This is a genomic window from Trueperella sp. HMSC08H06 (assembly GCF_001808465.1).
Classification (GTDB): Bacteria; Actinomycetota; Actinomycetes; order Actinomycetales; family Actinomycetaceae; genus Trueperella; species Trueperella bernardiae.
Genome location: NZ_KV793351.1, coordinates 43,859 through 62,606 on the forward strand (window position 1 = coordinate 43,859; position 18,748 = coordinate 62,606).

General features: G+C 66.4%; 15 protein-coding genes. 4 read left to right on the top strand and 11 right to left on the bottom strand.

What is annotated here, in order from left to right; all coding sequences use genetic code 11:
- Positions 1–3: 3 nt before the first annotated feature.
- The 4 genes from HMPREF3174_RS04715 to HMPREF3174_RS04725 form a co-directional block, all read right to left on the bottom strand.
- Positions 4–1,299: a nucleotide sugar dehydrogenase gene (locus HMPREF3174_RS04715; protein ID WP_062613634.1), complete on the bottom strand. Its 1,296-nt coding sequence runs from the start codon at positions 1,297–1,299 to the stop codon at positions 4–6.
- A 113-nt stretch (positions 1,300–1,412) separates the two neighbouring features.
- On the bottom strand, positions 1,413–1,889 hold the full coding sequence (locus tag HMPREF3174_RS09005; protein ID WP_083297682.1) for a glycosyltransferase: 477 nt from the start codon (positions 1,887–1,889) through the stop codon (positions 1,413–1,415).
- Positions 1,841–2,485, bottom strand: a complete 645-nt coding sequence (locus HMPREF3174_RS09010; protein WP_083297683.1) for a hypothetical protein — start codon at positions 2,483–2,485, stop codon at positions 1,841–1,843. Before HMPREF3174_RS09010 ends, HMPREF3174_RS09005 begins: the two co-directional genes overlap by 49 nt.
- Positions 2,486–2,579: 94 nt before the next feature.
- On the bottom strand, positions 2,580–4,544 hold the full coding sequence (locus HMPREF3174_RS04725; RefSeq protein ID WP_371440861.1) for a DUF6541 family protein: 1,965 nt from the start codon (positions 4,542–4,544) through the stop codon (positions 2,580–2,582).
- 58 nt (positions 4,545–4,602) lie between these two features.
- On the opposite strand from HMPREF3174_RS04725, the gene HMPREF3174_RS04730 reads away from it, so the two are divergent.
- The gene (locus HMPREF3174_RS04730) at positions 4,603–5,757 is read left to right on the top strand and encodes a glycosyltransferase (protein ID WP_070448087.1); all 1,155 of its coding nucleotides are present in this window, start codon (positions 4,603–4,605) and stop codon (positions 5,755–5,757) included.
- On the opposite strand, the gene HMPREF3174_RS04735 is transcribed toward HMPREF3174_RS04730, so the two are convergent.
- Both HMPREF3174_RS04735 and HMPREF3174_RS04740 read right to left on the bottom strand, forming a co-directional pair.
- A complete protein-coding gene (locus tag HMPREF3174_RS04735; RefSeq protein WP_246783062.1) occupies positions 5,720–6,883 on the bottom strand; it encodes a glycosyltransferase family 4 protein in 1,164 nt (387 codons plus the stop codon). The two genes, HMPREF3174_RS04730 and HMPREF3174_RS04735, sit on opposite strands and share 38 nt — an antisense overlap.
- A 14-nt stretch (positions 6,884–6,897) precedes the next feature.
- Positions 6,898–8,964 carry a DUF6541 family protein gene (locus HMPREF3174_RS04740; protein WP_148132168.1) on the bottom strand — a complete coding sequence of 689 codons (2,067 nt, stop codon included), beginning with the start codon at positions 8,962–8,964 and terminating at the stop codon, positions 6,898–6,900.
- A gap of 80 nt (positions 8,965–9,044) precedes the next feature.
- Between HMPREF3174_RS04740 and wecB the strand changes: the two genes are divergently transcribed.
- Complete coding sequence (gene wecB, locus HMPREF3174_RS04745; protein WP_070448129.1) at positions 9,045–10,109, top strand: non-hydrolyzing UDP-N-acetylglucosamine 2-epimerase; 1,065 nt, start codon at positions 9,045–9,047, stop codon at positions 10,107–10,109.
- Positions 10,110–10,122: 13 nt separating this feature from the next.
- On the opposite strand, the gene HMPREF3174_RS04750 is transcribed toward wecB, so the two are convergent.
- The 3 genes from HMPREF3174_RS04750 to HMPREF3174_RS04760 are packed head-to-tail and all read right to left on the bottom strand — an operon-like array spanning position 10,123 to position 14,103.
- Positions 10,123–11,202 carry a glycosyltransferase gene (locus tag HMPREF3174_RS04750; RefSeq protein ID WP_083297684.1) on the bottom strand — a complete coding sequence of 360 codons (1,080 nt, stop codon included), beginning with the start codon at positions 11,200–11,202 and terminating at the stop codon, positions 10,123–10,125.
- Entirely contained in the window at positions 11,202–12,497 is a 1,296-nt protein-coding gene (locus HMPREF3174_RS04755) for a lipopolysaccharide biosynthesis protein (RefSeq protein WP_070448093.1), read from the bottom strand. The genes HMPREF3174_RS04750 and HMPREF3174_RS04755 overlap by 1 nt, the downstream gene beginning before the upstream one ends.
- Position 12,498: 1 nt before the next feature.
- Entirely contained in the window at positions 12,499–14,103 is a 1,605-nt protein-coding gene (locus tag HMPREF3174_RS04760; RefSeq protein ID WP_070448095.1) for an asparagine synthetase B family protein, read from the bottom strand.
- A 79-nt stretch (positions 14,104–14,182) separates the two neighbouring features.
- On the opposite strand from HMPREF3174_RS04760, the gene HMPREF3174_RS04765 reads away from it, so the two are divergent.
- Positions 14,183–15,331, top strand: a complete 1,149-nt coding sequence (locus HMPREF3174_RS04765; RefSeq protein ID WP_070448096.1) for a glycosyltransferase — start codon at positions 14,183–14,185, stop codon at positions 15,329–15,331.
- A complete protein-coding gene (locus HMPREF3174_RS04770; protein ID WP_070448098.1) occupies positions 15,328–16,572 on the top strand; it encodes a glycosyltransferase in 1,245 nt (414 codons plus the stop codon). The genes HMPREF3174_RS04765 and HMPREF3174_RS04770 overlap by 4 nt, the downstream gene beginning before the upstream one ends.
- An 89-nt stretch (positions 16,573–16,661) precedes the next feature.
- On the opposite strand, the gene HMPREF3174_RS04775 is transcribed toward HMPREF3174_RS04770, so the two are convergent.
- Both HMPREF3174_RS04775 and HMPREF3174_RS04780 read right to left on the bottom strand, forming a co-directional pair.
- Positions 16,662–17,648, bottom strand: a complete 987-nt coding sequence (locus tag HMPREF3174_RS04775; protein ID WP_062613643.1) for a Gfo/Idh/MocA family protein — start codon at positions 17,646–17,648, stop codon at positions 16,662–16,664.
- Positions 17,648–18,748 (bottom strand): DegT/DnrJ/EryC1/StrS family aminotransferase, encoded by a 1,101-nt coding sequence (locus tag HMPREF3174_RS04780; protein WP_062613644.1) that lies wholly within the window; start codon positions 18,746–18,748, stop codon positions 17,648–17,650. Before HMPREF3174_RS04780 ends, HMPREF3174_RS04775 begins: the two co-directional genes overlap by 1 nt.

Genomic DNA, 18,748 nt, shown 5'->3' on the forward strand with positions numbered 1-18,748 from the left:
GGTCTAGTTCGCGTCGCCGATCACCAGGCGCGGGGTTCCCACCCACAGGGCCGGGTCGGTCACGCGGCGGCCATCGAAGAGTACCTTGATGCCCGGGAAGTCGGCAGGAGTCACGCTCTTGTACTGGGCGTGGTCGGCCTGCACGACGACGGCGGCCACCTCCTCGCCCAGGTGGTAGGCGTCCCAGCCGAACGTGGCAAGCTCCTCGTCGGTGAACATCGGGTCGTGGACCGTGACCTCGGCGCCGCGCTCGCGCAGCGCGTCGACGGTGGCGAAGATGCCGGAGAACGCCGTCTCCTTCACGCCACCTCGGTAGGAGGCGCCGAGTACGGCCACCTTCTGGCCCTTGAGGTCGCCGAGCAGGGACTCGACTCGGCCCACCACGTATTCGGGCATGCCAGCGTTGTACTGGCGAGCCGTGCGCACGATCGACGCGTCCGGGTCCGTGGACAGGTACAGGCGCGGGTAGACCGGGATGCAGTGCCCGCCCACCGCGATGCCCGGGCGGTGGATGTGAGAGTAGGGCTGGGAGTTACAGGCGTCGATCACCCGCTGGACGTCGATGCCCACCGAGTCGGCGTAGACGGCGAACTGGTTAGCCAGGCCGATGTTGACGTCGCGGTAGGTGGTCTCGGCCAGCTTGGCCATCTCGGCGGCCTCGGCCGAGCCCATGTCCCACACGCCGTTCTCGCGCGGCAGGTCCGGGCGGTCGTCGAAGGTGAGCACGGACTCGTAGAACTCGATCGCCGCCTTGGTGCCGGCCTCGCTCAGGCCACCCACCAGCTTCGGGTAGCGGCGCAGGTCTTCGAACACGCGGCCGGTGAGCACGCGCTCCGGGGAGAAGACGAGGTGGAAATCCTTGCCCTCGGTCAGGCCCGAGATCTCTTCGATCATGGGCTTCCAGCGGCCACGCGTGGTACCGACCGGCAGGGTGGTCTCGTACGAAATAAGGGTGTTCGGGGTGAGGTGCTCAGCCAGGGACTTCGTGGCCGCGTCCATCCAGCCGAAGTCCGGCTCCCACGTGGCATCGTTGACGAAGAGTGGCACCACCAGCACGATTGCCTCAGCATCCGGGATCGCCTCGGCGTAGTTGGTGGTTGCGCGGAGCTTGCCGGCCGGAACCAGCTCGGAGAGCTTCTCCTGCAGGTGGGCCTCGCCCGGGAACGGCTCGGTGGCCTCGTTGATGAGGCGCACGGTCTCCTCGTTCACGTCCACACCAATGACCTCGTGGCCCATGTCGGCGAACTGGACGGCGAGCGGCAGGCCGATCTTGCCCATCGCGATAACAGCAATACGCATAATTCACTCCTTATTTGGCTGATATAAGACTACTGCACCTGGCCAGGTGGCGCCGCTATCTGCGCATCGCTGGCAAGTGAGATGCGCTAATTGGCCAGCGCGAACGCCGGCGCTCAGCGCAGGACCCTGGCGACCTCGGACGTGCGATCCAGCCACCGCTCGGTATTGCGCACCTCGCGGGCGCGGGCCTGCAGAGCGGCAAGCTGGTCGGGGTGGGCGAGCCAGGAGCGTAGCAGCGCCTCTAGCGCATCGGCGTCGTAGTCAAGAGCCACGCCCACACCCAGACGTTCGCACTCGCGGCCCGCGTGCGTGTGCTTCGTGGTGATAACGGGCTTGCCGAAGGACAGCGCCTCATAGAACTTCATCGGCGCAGCGAACTCCCGGTATTCGCTCGGCTCAACGAACAGTAGCGCCGCCGAGGTCTCATCGTAGAAGGCTGGCATCTCTTTGTTGGAGGCATGAACGATCCGGATGTTGTCGCCCATGTATTGCCAGTAGTCTGCCTTGACCGAGTCCCATCCGGCCTTCGGGAAGCACGCCGTCAGCCGCACCTCGGGCACCCGTTTGACCGCCTTGAACAGCTCCTCCATCCGGTAATGCGGGCCGATTCCCCCCACGTAGAACAGAGACAGCTGGTCGGGATGGGCGGAGTCGACCGGCGTCGTCCCGGGGGAAGCGGCGTACACCGCCCGGAAAACGCAGGCAACAGCGTCCCCATCTTCGCGGTCGGGACAAACAGGTGGGCGCCCGTCTTGTCCATGAGCGCCAGGTCGAAACGGTACAGGATCCGCATGATGAACTTTCGTAGCGGCGCCACCGTGGTGAGCTGGTCGGGGAACATCCAGTACACGTCACGGTAGAACTGGCCGAAGGGGATACCGTGGCGCTTGAAGTAGGCGAAGATGCGCGGCTCGATCAGGGGATCGACTCCCTTCTTGACCGACGTGGCCAGGCAGTTGGGGGACGTGGAGGACTCGGAGTATGCGAAGGCCACCTTCTGGCCCGCCCTCACCCGTTTCTTCAGCTCGGAAAAAGCGCGCCGGCGCTCGTTGGGGTTGCCGACAATCTCATGGACGTCGTAGTTCTCGCGGAACGCCTGAAGCATGCGGGCGGGCCGGACGCGCGAAGCGCTTGAGGCGTTCCAGTCCATCGGGTAGGGAGCGTGGTAGACCATCAGTTCTTTCATCACACGATTCCTCACGTCATTTCCGCGGGCATGTGCCGCCACATTGCCCGATCAACACTAGCATTAAAGCCGTCGCCTTCCGGGGGATTCGGCGCTAATCGGTGGTCGCCGGATGCGCAGCCGCCAGGCGATGAGGATTCGCCCACCAGTTCGTGGGCTGGATCGGTCCACACCCGGTAATCTTCCACAGGGTTCCCCCGCCTGTGCTGGCGATTTCTTCCAGTCCGTTTGTGGCGCCGTAGAGTCCTGGCCAGGTCTGCGCCCGGTCCTTCTTCTGGAAGAGGAGCGGGGCATCGGAGTAGTAGTACCCGATTCCGTAGGTGTGCAGGATCTCGCACACCTTCGGGTCGAGGCTGGCAAAGTTCTGGCGCAGGTAGTCGGCGTCGGGATCTTTCGCGCGGTAGTTGACCTGCGGGAAGACGACGCCGATCCGCGAGTACGCCGGTCCGTAACCGATGCCGGTAGTTGGGTCGCCCAGGATGACCGAGTCCGGGGGCACGAGCTTGTCGAGCGAGGACAGTAGCTCGATCTCGGCGCGCGAGTCGATGATCTTATCGTGACCGATCGGCGGACGGGCATCGGCATAGAGGCTAGCCCTCAGACCGCCACCAATCAGGAAGGAGGCGAGCACGACGACGCCAAACCTCCAGCCTCGCACCCACTGCTCGAGTGCGAGGGCAATGAGCGGGGCCGTGAAGATCGTCTGGATGGCCATGGCCCGCTTCGGGTCGTGGTACCAGATGCCGGCGATGTCCGAGAACACATTACCGTCCACGTAGGCGCCGAACACGATGAGCCACTGCGCCAGCCACGCCACCAAGAGCCAGCGCCCCTCGCTCACCCGCCACGCCGATCGCGCCACGAACACCACGGCCGCTACCGCAATAACGACGCCGATCACGCCGGCCACGACCAGCGCCACGGGCACGTCCGCGAGCTGCTCACGCAAGGTATTAAGGCGTTCGGCTGTGTTCCAGGAGCGCGGGTGCGGGCGGGCGAGGAAGAGTTGCACGCGCGGGTGGAGGCTGAGCAGTCCGCCCACCAGGAGAACGGCGGCGCTGAGCACCGCGAGCACCGCCCAGATCCGCGAGCGCTCCCGCATCCCGCGTACTGTACCCACCACGATGAGCGCGCCCGCGATGGGGACGAGCGGCCACAGGGCGGCGAACACGGCGCCCGGGTGGGCGAGCCCCATCCCGACGCCGGCAACGACAATCAGCGTGACCGGGGCAACGGCGTCGCGGGCCCGCATCGGCAGGGAACGCACGGCAAGGATCCCCACGGCGTAGATGGCGGGGATGACGGCCACGGCGATGGCGTTGGGCCAAAAGCCGCGCGCGACTGTCATGAAGTTCGGGAAGTAGGGCAGGATCGCCCCGACGATCGGTGCGGCCACCCCAGCGCGCGGGCGGCCGGGGAGTGCGGCGCGCACGAAGGCATCCATGCCCACAAGCCAGACGATCGGAATCACGACGTAGGCGAAGGCATGCGAGGCAAGCAGGATGTGGGAGTTGCCGAAGAGGGCGAGGAGCGCGTGCCAGACCACGGGGTAGGTGGCGGGCGCGGCACTCACGCCGTAGTTCCAGCCCATCGCGGACAGGGCGGAGGCGTCGCCCGTGTGGACGATCGCGTTCACCCCGTTGTAGTGGAACATGGGGTCGGCCTGTGAGCTGGGGACGTTCGGGTCGATGAGCGCCAGGATGGGGGCGATGAGGAAAAGGGCAGCGAGGACGAGGGCCAGGCGGCGCGGGCGATCCACGGCCCGGTCCCTCAGGGACTCCCACGCGGCGTTGACGGGCGCCATGCCGCGCCGGCCGAGCGCGCAGACACCGGCGAGGAACGCGGCGGCGCCCAGGAAGACGGGCCACCCCCAGCGGATGCCGGCAGCATGCGCCGCGATTCCTCCGAGCCCCACGGCAGCGAAGCTGAGCGCGGGGGCAAGGACGAGCGCGACGGCGCGCGAGGCGCCCCCGGCGCGTGCGGTAACGAAGCCGGGAAGATAGCAGGCGGCGGCGATGCCGGCGGCGTAGGCGCCGAAGTCCAGCCAGTCGATGATCATGCCCACGCGGTTCCTCCTTCGGGTCAAGACTAGCGGAGCCCCGCGCTATGCTTAACCCATGACTCCACGGATCCTCGTCATCTCTTTTTCCAAAATCGCCTCGGACGCACGCGTGCTCCGGGAGATTTCTGTGGTGGCTAAGCACGGCCACGTGACCACTGTGGGTTACGGCCCCAAGCCCGCGGGTTCGGATGAGCATCTTCAGCTGCCGGACAAGGCCGTCTCTCTGCCGCAGACCCCGCTCGGCGTGCTCAAGCTCGCACTGCGCATGCACAAGTCCGTGGAGTTGGATGCACCCGGCACCCGTGCGGCCCTCGCGCTCATCGGGGATCGCACCTTTGACCTGGTGATCGCCAACGACGCCCGGGCCCTCCCGCTCGCGTTCGCCGTGCGCGGGCAGGCACCCGTATGGGCCGACCTGCACGAGTGGGCGCCCGAGGAGCGTACGCACGTCACCTCCTGGCGCCTGCTCGTGGCGCCGTTCATGGACTACGCTTGCAAGACATATCTTCCGCAGACCGCCGCCCAGTCCACGGTGGGTGAGGAGATCGCCTCGCTCTACCGCGAGCGCTACGGGGTTGCTCCCAGGCTCGTGCGCAACATGGCACCGTTCGCTGACCTCGAGCCCAGCCCCATGCGCGAGGACGGGGTCATCCGGCTGGTCCACTCCGGCGGCGCCGTGTTCGGGCGCAACATCGAGGCGATGATCGCCGGGGCCGTGGACGCGGGCGATAAGGTCACGCTTGATCTCTACCTCATCCCGGCGAACGACGGCGGCGCCTACCTGCGCAAGCTTAAGGAGATCGCCGGCGATAACCCGCGCATCACCTTCCACGGCCCGGTCAAGCCGGACGAGCTGCCCGCCACGCTCAACGCCTACGACGTGGGCATCTTCTGGATCCCACCGTTCAACACAAACGCCCGCCTGACGTTGCCCAACAAGATCTTCGACTTCATCCAGGCTCGGCTCGCCGTGGCCGTCGGGCCCACCGTGGAGATGGCGCGGCTCGTGGAACGCTACGGGCTCGGCCTGGTGACCGAGGACTTCGAGCACGACACGATCGTGAATGCCATCCAGAGCCTGACGCGAGAGCAGGTGGAGCAGTGGAAGCGGGCCTCGACAGCCTGCGCGCGCGAGCTCTCCTTCGAGAACGAGTCGCGTACGATCGACTCGATTATTGGCGAGTTGCTCGGGGGCTCAGAGCCCGCTTGACGCCCTCCAGGGCCGTGCGGCCCGTCTGCCGCAGCGAGTGGGACTCGACCACCCACGCCCTTCGGCGCCGGCGATCCTCATCGCCCCGAGGCTTCTCAAGCACGGCCAGCATGGCCGAGGCGACCTCATCGACGTCGTAGGCAACCACCGCCCCCAGGCGCTCGCTGACGATCGGCTCGCGCAACGGGCCAGGGCCACAGTAGACAACGGGGGTGCCCACCGCCAGGGCCGAGTAGACCTTGGTCGGCATTGCGAAGTCGTAGCCGAGTCCCGGCTTGATCGACACCAGCGCGCTGACCGCACCGCGCTGCCAGGCGGCCGCCTCCTGCGCATCCACCCGGCCCAGCTGGGTGATGACACCCGTGGGTAGCTCGCGCGCGATCGCGTCGATCGCCTCGGCCGAACTGCCTTGGCCGAGGTACACGAGCTTCGCATCCGGGCGCTGGGCGTGAACCTTGCGCATGGCCTGGGCGAAGATTTCCGCCCCCTGCCACTCAGAGGCCGTCCCCGCGTACACAAAGTACGGCCCCTCGGCGTCGGCAGGCGTGGGGCCTTCCATCGTGAACACGTCGGTGTCAATCCCGTTGGTGGCCACAGTCACGTGCGTGTGGCCGAGCTCGCCGAGGCGGGCGGCCACCGCGTCGGAGACGGTGACGACATGCGCCGCTCCCCCGATAGCCCAGTTCTCCACCCAGCGCAACACCTTGACCACCGGCGCGGGCGCGGAGGTCTGTGCCGCGTCCGCCCAGATGTCCGGCACGTAGTAGACATAGGGGATGCGACGGATCGTGCAGGCGATCCGCGTGAAGAAACCGGTGGTGGGCGGCGGCTCGCAGATCACGACGTCGGGGCGCGGCACGGCGAGCAGGCGCACGAAGGCCGGCAGGTCAAAGCTCATGTAGGGCAGGTAGCCGCGCACATACCCCTCCGAGTCACGGAGCACGCGGCGCCGGCTGACCCGGATCCCCGGCTCGTTGCCCGCCTCAGCCAGGCCATTCGGGATATCGCTGGTGATGACGAGGGTCTTGCCGCCATCCTCGGCGATCGCGCGGGCAAGGGCACGCAGGCGGAAGCTCGCGGCGGCCGGCTCAGGCACGTAGATGCGGGAAACGATGACACACTTCATTCGTGCCTCCATTCCTAGTAGATGTCCGGCCCCACAAAGTGGATACCATTGCGCAACTGAAGTGGGAGATTATCTGGGATATTACCCGTGAGAGTCTTCAGATACGACCGGCTTCGGGTATAGAGGTTCCACCGCTGGAGGGAGGGAACCTCGTACTGGCACGCGTCAATTTCCCACAGCTTGGCATCGCCAACCTGGGCGAGAAGCGTGAAGCCGCTCGTGTCGACGTCGTAGAACCCGGGCATGATCTCCCTGCGGTCCACACCTTTGAAGGTGATCGGCGCGTCCTCGTAGAAATAGCGGATGCCGTAGTAATTCAAGACCTCGCACACGCGCTTCGAGGTGTGTATCTGGTTAAAGGAACGGGCGAGGTAGTTGCCGTCGATGTCAAGGTCTCGAATGTTAATCTGGCTCCAGACGGAGGCGACGTCGCCGAAGGCAGGCGCGTAGACGATTCCCGTGGTCGGGTCACCCAGAATGGGTGCGCCCGGCGGAACGTAGTCATCGAGGGACTTGATAAGATCCAGCTCTTCCTGGCTCTGAATAGCTTGGGTCTTACCGAACGCCGTACCCAATTCGCTGTAGATCGAGGGCACGCGCAAGACCAACGATCCGGCGAAGATCACCACGGCGGCTCCCCCGATGTAGGCGCCCCACGCGCTCGGCTTGCGCAGGGGCGCGAAGCGGTTGCCAAGCAGCTCGAAGAGGTGGTGCATCGCCAGCGCAATGAGGAGCGAGGCGATAATGGTCTGGACCGCAAGGAGCCGGTACGTGTCGTGGTACCAGATCCCCGCCACCCGCGTGAAAAAGCCGATAGGCAGCAGCGATCCGAGGATGGCCAGCCACTGTGCCCCCCACGCGGCCAGCATCCACCCCTGGCCCGCGCGTACGGCTCGTGAGGCGCCCCACGCGAGTGCAATCAAAATGAGCGCGGCGAGCCCAAGGTTAAGCACCAGGTTTGTGCCCGAAGAACTGAGGATGATCGATGTGATGAGGCGGCGCGGGACGTCGGTGAAATCGCGAGTGAACGGGCGCGACATGTACTGCTGCACGCGCGGATGCAGGAAGAAGAGGAGGGCGACCAGAGCGGAAAGGATGAGGCCCGCGGCGATGAGAGCCGTGACCTTGTGGTCCGCGTTGTGGCGGATTCTGCGGACCACCACGCCCACCACCCACACGAAGGCGGACGGGACCCCGATCCACAGCAGGGTGAATAGGATGCTGGGGTGCGCAAACGAGGCACCTGCGATAGCGGTGAGCAGGATGAGGGCGAGCCTCAGGCCCACGCGGATCCTGTGATCACTGAGCCTCACCTTTCTCATGGCGACGACACCGAAAGCCATGACTGTCGGGAGGATCGACAGGGCGAGGGAGTTCGGCCAAAAGCCGGTGGAGATCGTCAGATAACCTGGAAAGACGGGGAAGAGGAGAGACGCGGGTGCCACCAGTGCGGCAACGGCGGGGCGACGCTCGAACAGCACGCGGCCGAGCAAGGCGAGGCCAACCACCCACAGCAGGGGAACGAGTACGTAGGCCAACGTGTGGCTCGCCACCACCACCCCGGAGCCCGTTGAGGCGAGGGCGACCACAGCGGCCCATGCCGGCGGGTAGGTGATCGACTTGACCAGGATCCCGTACAGACCCGCCATCCCGCCGAGCATCGAGGCGTTCTCGTTCATCTCGACCGCGCGAGCACCGTTGTAGTGGTACATGGGGTCCGAGTTTGGGTTGAGCGTGTCCGGTGCGACCTGCGCCAGCACGGGGAGCACGAGCGCGAGGAACGCGATGAGCGCACCGGTGGCGAGCAGCAGGTAGGACGATCGCGACCACGGATCCGGGTGTCGAGGATCTGTCGTACCCTTGCCGACGACGACGGCGCCCAGGAGGGCGGAGAAGACCCAGGTGCCCACCGTGAAGGCGATGACGCTCCATAGGTTCCACGGCAGCTCGAGCGCGCCGAAGATCACGCCGCTCACGCCATAGATGGCCAGCGACCAGGCGGGGCTGAGCAGAAGCGACCATCGCGGGGATATCCGAAGGAAGAGGAGGTTGACAAATCCCGGGATGACCAGGACCAACAATAGGAGGCTAAACGCTGGAATGGCGTGCACCCACGCACTTAGAAACAACGTACCTCCTGCCGATGGCCTATCATGTGAACATGAAGATCTTAAGCGTCGTAGGCGCACGACCCCAATTCGTGAAGCTTGCCCCCATCGCCCATGCCTGTGAGCGCGCTGGAGTCGAGCACATCATCGTCCACACCGGCCAACACTACGACCCGATGCTCTCGGACGTGTTCTTCGAGGAGCTCGGCATCCCGGCCCCCGAAGTCCACCTCGGCGTCGGCTCGGGCACCCATGGCCAGCAGACCGGCAGGATGCTAGAAAAGCTTGACGGCGTGCTCATGGAGTATAAGCCCGACTGGGTGCTCGTCTACGGGGATACGAATTCCACGCTCGCCGCCGCCGTCTCCGCCGTCAAGCTCCACTTCCCCATCGCCCACCTCGAGGCCGGCCTGCGCTCCTTTAACAGGCTCATGCCCGAGGAACATAACCGTGTGCTCACCGACCACGCCGCTGACATCCTGCTTGCTCCCACCCAGGTGGCCGCCGAGCACCTGGCACACGAGGGGCTCGCCGAGCGCACCGTGGTGGTGGGCGACGTCATGACCGACGTCCTCCTCACCGAGGTGGCCCAGCTCGATGAGGACTACTCGCCGATCGCCGCCGAGTTAGGTCTGGAGAACGGAACGTTCTCCATCGCCACCATCCACCGCGCGGAAAACACGGACGACCGCGAGCGCCTCGCCGCCGTCCTGTCCTCGCTCGAACAGGTTGACCACACCGTGGTGATCCTGGCTCACCCGCGCCTGGTGGCCAAGTGCGCGGAGCACGGCCTCACCCTGGGCGGGGGCAATCTGGTCACCCACCCGCCGGTGCCTTACAGCCAGCTGCTCGCCACGGTGCGCCACGCCCGCGGCGTCATCACCGATTCGGGCGGTCTCCAGAAGGAAGCCTTCCTCCTGCGCACCCCCTGCACCACGGTTCGTACCGAGACCGAATGGGTGGAGACGGTTCAGCTCGGCTGGAACACTCTGGTAGAGCCGGGCGACGCGCTCATTGAGGCGGCCTCACGCCCTCGGCCTGCCGACACGGATGCCACGCCGTACGGCGACGGGCACGCGGCCGACCGTGTGGTCGAGGTACTGAGCTCGGCGAAGTAGGTCGCTGAGCCCCCTACGCCCTGCGCAGTTGCGCCGCGACCTGCGAGACGCGGTCGGACCACCGTTCGCTTAGGCGCACCTCGCGGGCGCGAGCCTGCAGGTCTTCAAGCAGCTGGGGGTTGTCGAGCCAGGAGTGCAGGAGCGCCGTCAGCGCGTCGGCGTCGTAGTCGATCGCCACGCCCACGCCCAGGCGCTCGCTCTCCCGCCCCGCGTGCGTGCCGCGGGTGGTGATGATCGGCTTGCCGAACGAAAGGGCCTCATAGAACTTCATCGGAGCCGCGAAATCGCGGTACTCGCTCGGCTGAACGAAGAGGAGCGCGGCGGAGGAATCGGCGTAGTACGGGGGCAGTTCCTTGTTGCTCGCGTGAATTACCCGGATGTTGCCGCCCATGTACTGCTCGTAGTCGTCCTTGACCGAGTCCCACCCGGCCACCGGGAAGCACGCCGTCAGGCGCACCTCCGGCACGCGCGCGACCGCCTTGAACAGCTCATGCATCTGGTAGTGCGGGCCGATGCCGCCCACGTAGAACAGCGACAGGTTCGCGGGGTAGGAGGAATCCACCGGGGTCGTGGCGGACGGCAGGGCGCTGAAACGGCCCGCGAAGGCCGGAAGCATCTCGCCCATCTTGTCGCTCGGCACGAAGAGGTGAGCCCCGGCTCGGTCGAGAACGCGCAGGTCATACCTGTACAGCCAGCGCATGATCGCCTTGCGGATCGGCGGCACGGTGGTGAGCTGGTCGGGGAACATCCAATACACGTCGCGGTAGAACTGGCCCAGCGGGATGCCGTGGCGTTTGAGGTAGGTAAAGATTCGTTGCTCAAGGAGCGGGTCCACGCCCTTCTTGACCGAGGTCGCCAGGAGATTGGGCTGCGTGGACGATTCGGAGTAGGCGAAGGCTACCTTGTCCCCCGCCTTGACCCGCTTCTTCAGCTCCGCGAAGGCACGACGACGATCCGCCGGGTAGCCGATGATCTCGTGGACCTCGTAGCGCTCGCGGAACGCCTCCAGCATGCGTGCGGGCCGGATACGCGAGGCCGTGGTCGCGTTCCAGTCCATCGGGTAGGGGGCGTGGTACACGATGAGTTCTTTCATCACTCGTCTCCTTCGTGTTCGATGACAGTGCGGTCATAGGCGCGGGAGGCCCACACAGCCATGAGGATCATGAAGGCCAAGAGCACGGCCATGATCCAACTCATCGCGGTGATCGTTCCAATCAGGCCGAAAGGATTGAGCGCGAGCACGGTGAGCGGCGCTACGCAAAATACTATCGAGAAGATGAGCATCCAGTGCTGCTTGGACGTGACCACGAAGACGGTGGAGATCGGCGAGGTGATGAGCTGCATCGCCAGCCACGGGGTCAGCGCCCGCGCGAAGTCGCCCGCCTGGTCCCACTGGGCGCCGAAGACGAACGTAAACAGCCACGGAGAGATGAGGTAGAGGAGGATGAACGGGGGCATGCCGAAGAGGAACGACCTCACGGCAGTCTTGCGGACCAGCCTCACCATGTTTCCGGGCTTGACCTCCGCAAGCTCCCGGTAAAAGACCTGCGACACGGCGCCGTTGATCAACGAGATCGGCACCTGCAAGGTCCGCCACGCCAGGTTCAGCTGGCCGAGGCTGCCCACCGCGACCAGGCCGACCAGCATCTGGATGCCATTGACCCTCACCGAATCGATGAGTGCGTTCGGAAGGTTTAGCAGTGGCATCTTCTTGTACGTCGTCGCGACCGCGCGCATCGACGGCGCGTCCGGGCCCACCGGGGATCGGAAGTCGCGGGCGCTGATGCCGAGCCGGAAGAAGGCCCAGACCTGGCCAAGGAGGGTGCCCAGAAGCAGACCCGCCATCGACGCCATGCCGCCCAGGCCAAAGGCGAGCTGGCCGCCGGCCGAGCCGATGGTCTGTTCCACCCTGTTCATGGAGATGACGTTGTAGTTGCGCTTGCGGTTGTGCCAGTAGGACAGGATGTTGACCTGGGCCAGGAGGAAAACGGTGAGGCCGCCAAGGGGCAACCAGGTGGCCACGATCTCGTTTCCCCACACGTCGTAGACGACGTCGCGCAGGAGGAAGGCGAGAACCGCCGCGGATATGGATATCGCCAGGTTGATCCGGGTGGCGAGCTTGCCGATCACCCGCGCCTCGTCGTCGGAATCCGGCAACACGATCGTCATGTCGTAGCGCAACGACGCGACCGTCACCAGCACGCCCGTGATCGAGCCGTAGATGCCGAACGCCCCGAAGTCCTCCGGGGTGAAGATGCGCGCGGTGAAGATCGAGATGACAATCGCGACGATCTGGGCGAGGGTCGATCCCGTGAGGAGAACCAGGATGTTCTTCATGACGGGACGGCGCGACAGCTCGCTCGACGCCCATGCCCACGCACGCGACATGCTACTTGGCCCCCTGCGCCGGCGGGACGACATCCTGGCCGGGCACCCACGCGTTCGCGAGGAAGAGTTCGGCGAATAGGCCAAAGAGGGTCTGGCCGCGCAGGAGCCTGACGGCGAGCGCCCGCTCGGACAGGCCATACGCGAAGCCCTCGAAGCCCATCGGATGATGGAGCTGAGTCTTGACCGAGTTGAGGAAGTTGACCGTGTCGACCACCCGCATCGCCTTCGCGATCGCCAGCAACTGCTGCCTGCCCCGCGAAATGCGCGGCGCCGGAGCCATGCGGAAATAGCCGAAGGTCTCGCCCGTCACGTCCGCAAACCACCGATCCGTGAACGTCCGGTACTCCGCCCGATCCGGATGGTAAATCGACGACGGCCCGCTCAGCCACAGCTCGTGGAAGGTCCGCTCGTACATCGGCAACGCCCAGTCGAACCCGAAGTATTCGTAGGCGCGCACCGAGTTGGAGATGTACTTGGCCTGGCGATTGTCCACATTGAAGTGGTGCATGATGTCCGCGCGCCGCTGCGGGTCGCCGCCACCCCACCACTGGTCGAGGAAGGCCTTCACCTTGGTCCTGGTGTAGGGGGTGGAGAGAGCGCTGCCGGGACGGCGTTGCAACGCCAGGTGGTTCTCGGCCAGGGCCCGCGCGACATCGGCCTTCGTCGCCTCGGAGTTGGGATCGAGCAGGTGGGCGTGATGCTGGTTTCCGACCACGGTGTGGCCCGGCAGCACGATGGCTCCGCCCTCCACGTCCGGGTGTTCCTTCAGCCTGCCGAGCGCGTACCAGTCCTGGATGTGCGGGAGGGCGTTGCCTTCCCACGCGGCGCGGAGGAAGGCGACGTTGGCGCCGTCGTTCCACGCCTGCTTGACCCGCGGGCCGTCCTGCTCGATGAAGACCCACGGAAAACCCGCCACGTCGGCCGAGCGCTGCGAGATGCCCGCCTCGGCTGACCCTTTCCGGCCGTAGGTGAAGGTCAGAACGTTGGGGGCCTTCAGCTCCCGCAGCACCGCGAGCTGGAGGCGTGAATCGATCCCTCCCGAGAGCGGGATGAGGAGCTGGCGCCCGCCCGCGCGCTCGATCAGATCGGCGTAGGCCGCGCGGAGCTCGTCCTTCACGGCCGCCCAGAAGGAGGTCGAATCGGTCGAATGCTCACTGTAAAAGTTGACGTATTGATGCTGGGTCATGGAAGAGCCGCGCAACACGGCCACGGTGCTCGTGGGTAGCGACGTGACGCCCTCGATCAGCGTGTCGGCGCCGAGCACGTAACCGCTGTGGAGGAACTCCCGCGCGGCGTCGTCGTTGCGCACGAAGGAAACGCGGGCGCGCAGGGCTTCGATGGAGGACGACACCACGGACGGCGAGCCCATGGCCACATGGATCGGGAACGAGCGCGCCTGATCGGTCATGAGGTAGGCGGCATCGTCCGTCATATAGATGGCCGCCCAGTTCCCGCGCTGCGCGCGGATCCAGTCGAGGATCCGGTCCGGTGCCGGGAGGCCCTGCGGGCGCTGACCGCCGACCGCCGTCCGCCACAGTAGCGTACCGTTGCCGGCCTCGACGGTCTCCCATTGGCCGGGGTCAGCTATCTCAACATGCGCGCACATAAGCGTTATCCTATCGAGTGGCTCTGCCCTTGGCCGCCTCCCGCTATGTCAAACTCGCCACTCGCGATAGTGTTGAGCCATGACCCTGTCCCACGCCCTCTGGGTGCCGTCATGGTATCCGACGCCCGAGTCCCCCCACACCGGCAGCTTCTTCGCCGAGCAGGTTGCGGGCCTGCGCTCGTCCGGCCTCAGAGTCGGCGTGATCGTGGCCGAGCCACGAAGCTGGAAGGCGCTTCGGTCCTCGCCGCTGACGATCGATCAATCCGGGATCGTGGCCACCGCCTGGCCCACGAATATCCACGAGCGCCTCCCCGGGGAGCCGCTACGGCTCTCCCTTCTCGCGCGGCGCCTCGCCGCGGCGTACGAGCAGACGTGGGGCAAGCCCCAGGTTCTCCACGCCCACTCGGTCTTCCCGGGCGCGCTCCTCGCCCGCGAGCTCGCAAAGATCTGGGACGTCCCCTACGTGCTCACCGAGCACCGCCCCTCCTCCCTGACGCGCCGGAAGGGAACGGCCCGTTTTCGCGCGATCGACGCCGCCGTTCAGCGCGCGCATTCACGCTGGACGGTGTCGAACGGGATGGCGCAGGAGTTCACCGCCTTTTACGGCGCGCCATTCAGCTCTGTTGCGCCGCCGGCACATCAGGCTTTCTTTGACATCGCCATCCCGCAATCACCGCGCGGCGAGTTCACCTTTGTCCACGTTTCGTCCCTTGACGACAACAAGCGCACGGCCCTGACGATCCGGGCCTTCGCCAAAGTCTGCGGGCAGGAGCCGCACGTCCGCCTCCGCATCGCGGGCGGAAGCCCAGACCTCATCGCGGCACACGCGAACCTCGCCGCGAGCCTGCGCGTTTCCGATCGCGTGGACCTCCTCGGGCCAGTCGCGCGCGCCGACGTCCCCGCGCTCATGGCCGCCTCCGACTGCCATGTGCTGGTATCTGCCACGGAAAGTGGGGGGACCGTGTTTTCCGAGGCACAGGCCACCGGCTTACCGTCGATCGCCTCGGCAACACCTGGCGGATTGTTCCAGACAGTGCCGGGCACCGGCGTCGTGATCCCCATCGACGACGAGCCGGCGCTTGTCGCCGCGATGGCCGACATGGTCCACTCCACCTCCCGCTACGACCGCGCGCACATCCGGGAAATCGCCCGATCGCGCGTATCGATGGACGCCTTTGTGCGCACCCTCCGCCACGCCTACGACGCCGCAATCGAGGACAGGTCATGAGCCAGCTCGTACTGATCACCAGCCACTTTCCGTACAACCCGGGCGAGCAGTTCCTCGAATCCGAGATCGAGCACCTCGCCCGATCGTTCGACAGGATCTACGTGGTGCCGATCGACCTCAGCCACAGCGACGGCACCACCCGCGCCCTGCCCGCCAACGCCACGTTGGTCGACATGGCACGCCCGGGCGACCCCCGCGTGTCGGGCGCCGCCCGGCGCGCGATCCGCTCCTTGACCGAGAGGATCGCGCGGTTCGGCCTGCCGCAGCACCTGGCGCTCGACCTCCGCTTCGCCGTCACCGCGCTCGGCTTCTACGAGCGCACGGCCGCGGCGTTGCACGACGCCGGCGTCGACCCTGCGGCCCCCACGGTCACCTACGGCTACTGGCTCTTCAAGCAGGCGGCCGTGGCGAGCCTGCTCAAGGAGCACTACTTCACCGGGCAGATCCGCGCCGTCTCCCGCGCACACAGCTACGACGCCTACCCCTCCCGCGGGATCCTCGGATATCTGCCCGCCCGCCCGTACCTGTCCACGCACGTCGACGCCGTCTACCCCATCTCGCGCTCCGCCTACGATTCGATCCTTGCGAACACCCCCTTCGCCGCGGACAAGCTCTCCATCGAGCGCCTCGGGACCCGCGCACCGGGCGCCGAGGTCACACGGGCGAAGGGCGCCCCCGTCCGCTTCCTCTCCTGCTCCTCGCTGGCGTCGCTCAAGCGCGTGCCCGATATCGCGCGCGCCATGGCCGAGCTTCACCGCAGGCGGCCAGGGGAGTTCCGATGGACCCACATCGGCGATTCCGGCGAGGCGTCCGCCCGCGAACTCGCCGCGCTCGTGAACGAACTCGGCATCGCGGACATCACCACCCTCATCGGGCAGATCTCGAACCCAGACCTGTTCGAGCACTACGCCACCCAGCCCGTGGACTTCTTCGTCAACTACTCCACCACCGAGGGCGTGCCCGTCTCGATCATGGAGGCCTTCTCCTTCGCCATCCCGGCCATTGCCACGAACGTGGGAGGAACCGGCGAGCTCGTGCGCCACGCCAACAACGGCCGCCTCATCCCCGGCGACGCCGCGGTCGGCGACCTGGCCGACGCCCTGTCCTCGCTGATCGACATGGAACCCGCAGAATACGACAGGCTGAGCTCCGGCGCGCGAGCCACATGGGAGTCCATGGCTCGCGCCGACGAGAACTACAGCCACTTCGCCGCGACCCTCGCCCGCCTCCTCGAGCCGTAGCCGCAAAGCGCCCGGGGAGGCCGCAAACACGCGTGGGCGGGAGCTCCAGCTCCCGCCCACCTTTGCTTCCTAGCTATCTGCTTCGTGGCCTAGAAGTGCCGGACCTCCCCGTCCGCCGCGGCCGAATCCAGGATCGCCTGCACCACTTCCATGGTGGTCAGCGCCTCCTTCATCGTCACGTGCTCCGAGCCCTTGCCCAGAATCGCGTCCCGGAAATGCTCGTGCTCCACTGCCAGCGGTTCGCGCTTTTCGAACGCGTAGCGGATCACCTGGCCCTCGGAAACGCCGCGGAAGGCGGAGATCTGATCCCAGCCGAGCGGCAGCGAGCCGTTCTCGTAAAACGTCAGGTCGCCCATCGTGGTATCGGCCACGAGCGCGCCGTGCTCGCCCAGCACCACGGTCTGGCGCTCCTTGTACGGGGTGAGCCAGTTGACCAGGTGGTTAACCAGCACGCCGTTCTCCAGCTTGCCGGACGCCGTCACCAGATCCTCGTACTCGCGCTCGGCGCGGTGCGCCGTCTGAGCCGAGATGGAAGCGTACTTTGAGCCGGCAACCCACGCCGTGAGGTCGACGTCGTGGGTAGCCAGGTCCTTGACCACGCCCACGTCCGCGATGCGCGCCGGGAACGGCGACTGGCGGCGGGTGGTGATCTGGTAGACCTTGCCCAGCTGGCCCTCGGCGATCCGGCGGCGCATCTCGAGCAGCGCCGGGTTGCAGCGTTCCACGTAGCCCACCGCGCCCACGAGCCCCTTGGACTCAAAGGCCTGCACCATCGCCTTGCCCTCCTCGATCGTGGAGCCCAGCGGCTTTTCCACCATCGTGTGAACGCCGGCCTCCGCCAGCTTGAGGGCCACCTCGGCGTGCTGCCCGGTGGGCACGGCCACCATGGCGGCGTCGATGCCGGCGTCAATCAGCGCGTCGACGTCGGGAAGGACCTCCAGGTCCCCCGCCACGCCAAACTTGTCCCCATACGGGTCAGCAACGGCCACCAGCTCGGCGCCCTCCAGCGCGCGAATGTTGCGCGCGTGGTGGCGACCCATCGAGCCCAGGCCGATCAGTCCGTAACGCAAAGTCATTAGGCACCAGCCTTCGCCACGGCGTTGACGGCCTCGACGATCCGGTCAAGGTCCTCCTGGCTGAGCGACGGGTGCACCGGCAGGGAGATGACCTCCTTGGCGGCCGCCTCCGTGTTCGGCAGCTCCAGGCCCGGTGCGAAGTGCGCCAGCGAAGGCAGGCGGTGGTTCGGAATCGGGTAGTACACGCCGCAGCCCACCTTGTACTCCTCGCGCAGGGCGTTCGCGAAGCCATCGCGATCGTCTGCCACGCGAATGGTGTACTGGTGGTAGACGTGCACGGCACCCTCGGCCACCGGCGGCACGACGACGCCCTCCAGGTTAGCGTTCAGGAACGCGGCGTTCTCCTGGCGGATCTTCGTCCAGCCCTCAAGTTTGCGCAGCTGCACGCGGCCAATGGCGGCGTGAATGTTCGTCATGCGGTTGTTGAGGCCCACCAGCTCGTTCTGGTACTGCACCTCCATGCCCTGGTTGCGCAGCAGGCGAGCGCGGCGGGCGATCTGTGGATCCTTGGTGGAGATCATGCCACCCTCACCGGAGGTCATGTTCTTCGTGGGGTAGAGCGAGAAGCCGGCGAAGGAACCGAAGGTGCCCACCATCTCCCCGTTCAGCGACGCGCCGTGAGCCTGGGCGGCGTCCTCGAAGATCTGCAGGCCAAACTCCTCGGCAATCTTGCGGATCTCCACCATGTTCGCCGGGTGGCCGTACAGGTGGACGGGCATGATGCCCTTGGTGCGCTCGGTGATGGAGGCGCGGATCGAATCGGGATCGAGGCAGAAGTAGTCCGGCTCGATGTCGGCGAACACGGGGCTCGCGCCGGTCAACGCCACCGAGTTGCCGGTTGCCGCGAAAGTGAAGGACGGGACGATGACCTCGTCGCCCTCGCCGATGCCTGAGGCCAGCAGGCCAATGTGAAGGGCCGAGGTGCCGGAATTGACCGCCACAACCTCAGCGCCCGGGGTGAGCTGCTCGGAAAACTCCTGCTCGAAGGAGGCAACCTCCGCGCCCTGTGCCAGCATGCCGGACGCGAGAACCGCATCAACCGCGGCGCGCTCCTCTTCGCCCACGATCGGCTTGGCGGCCGGGATCATCTGTCGTTCCAT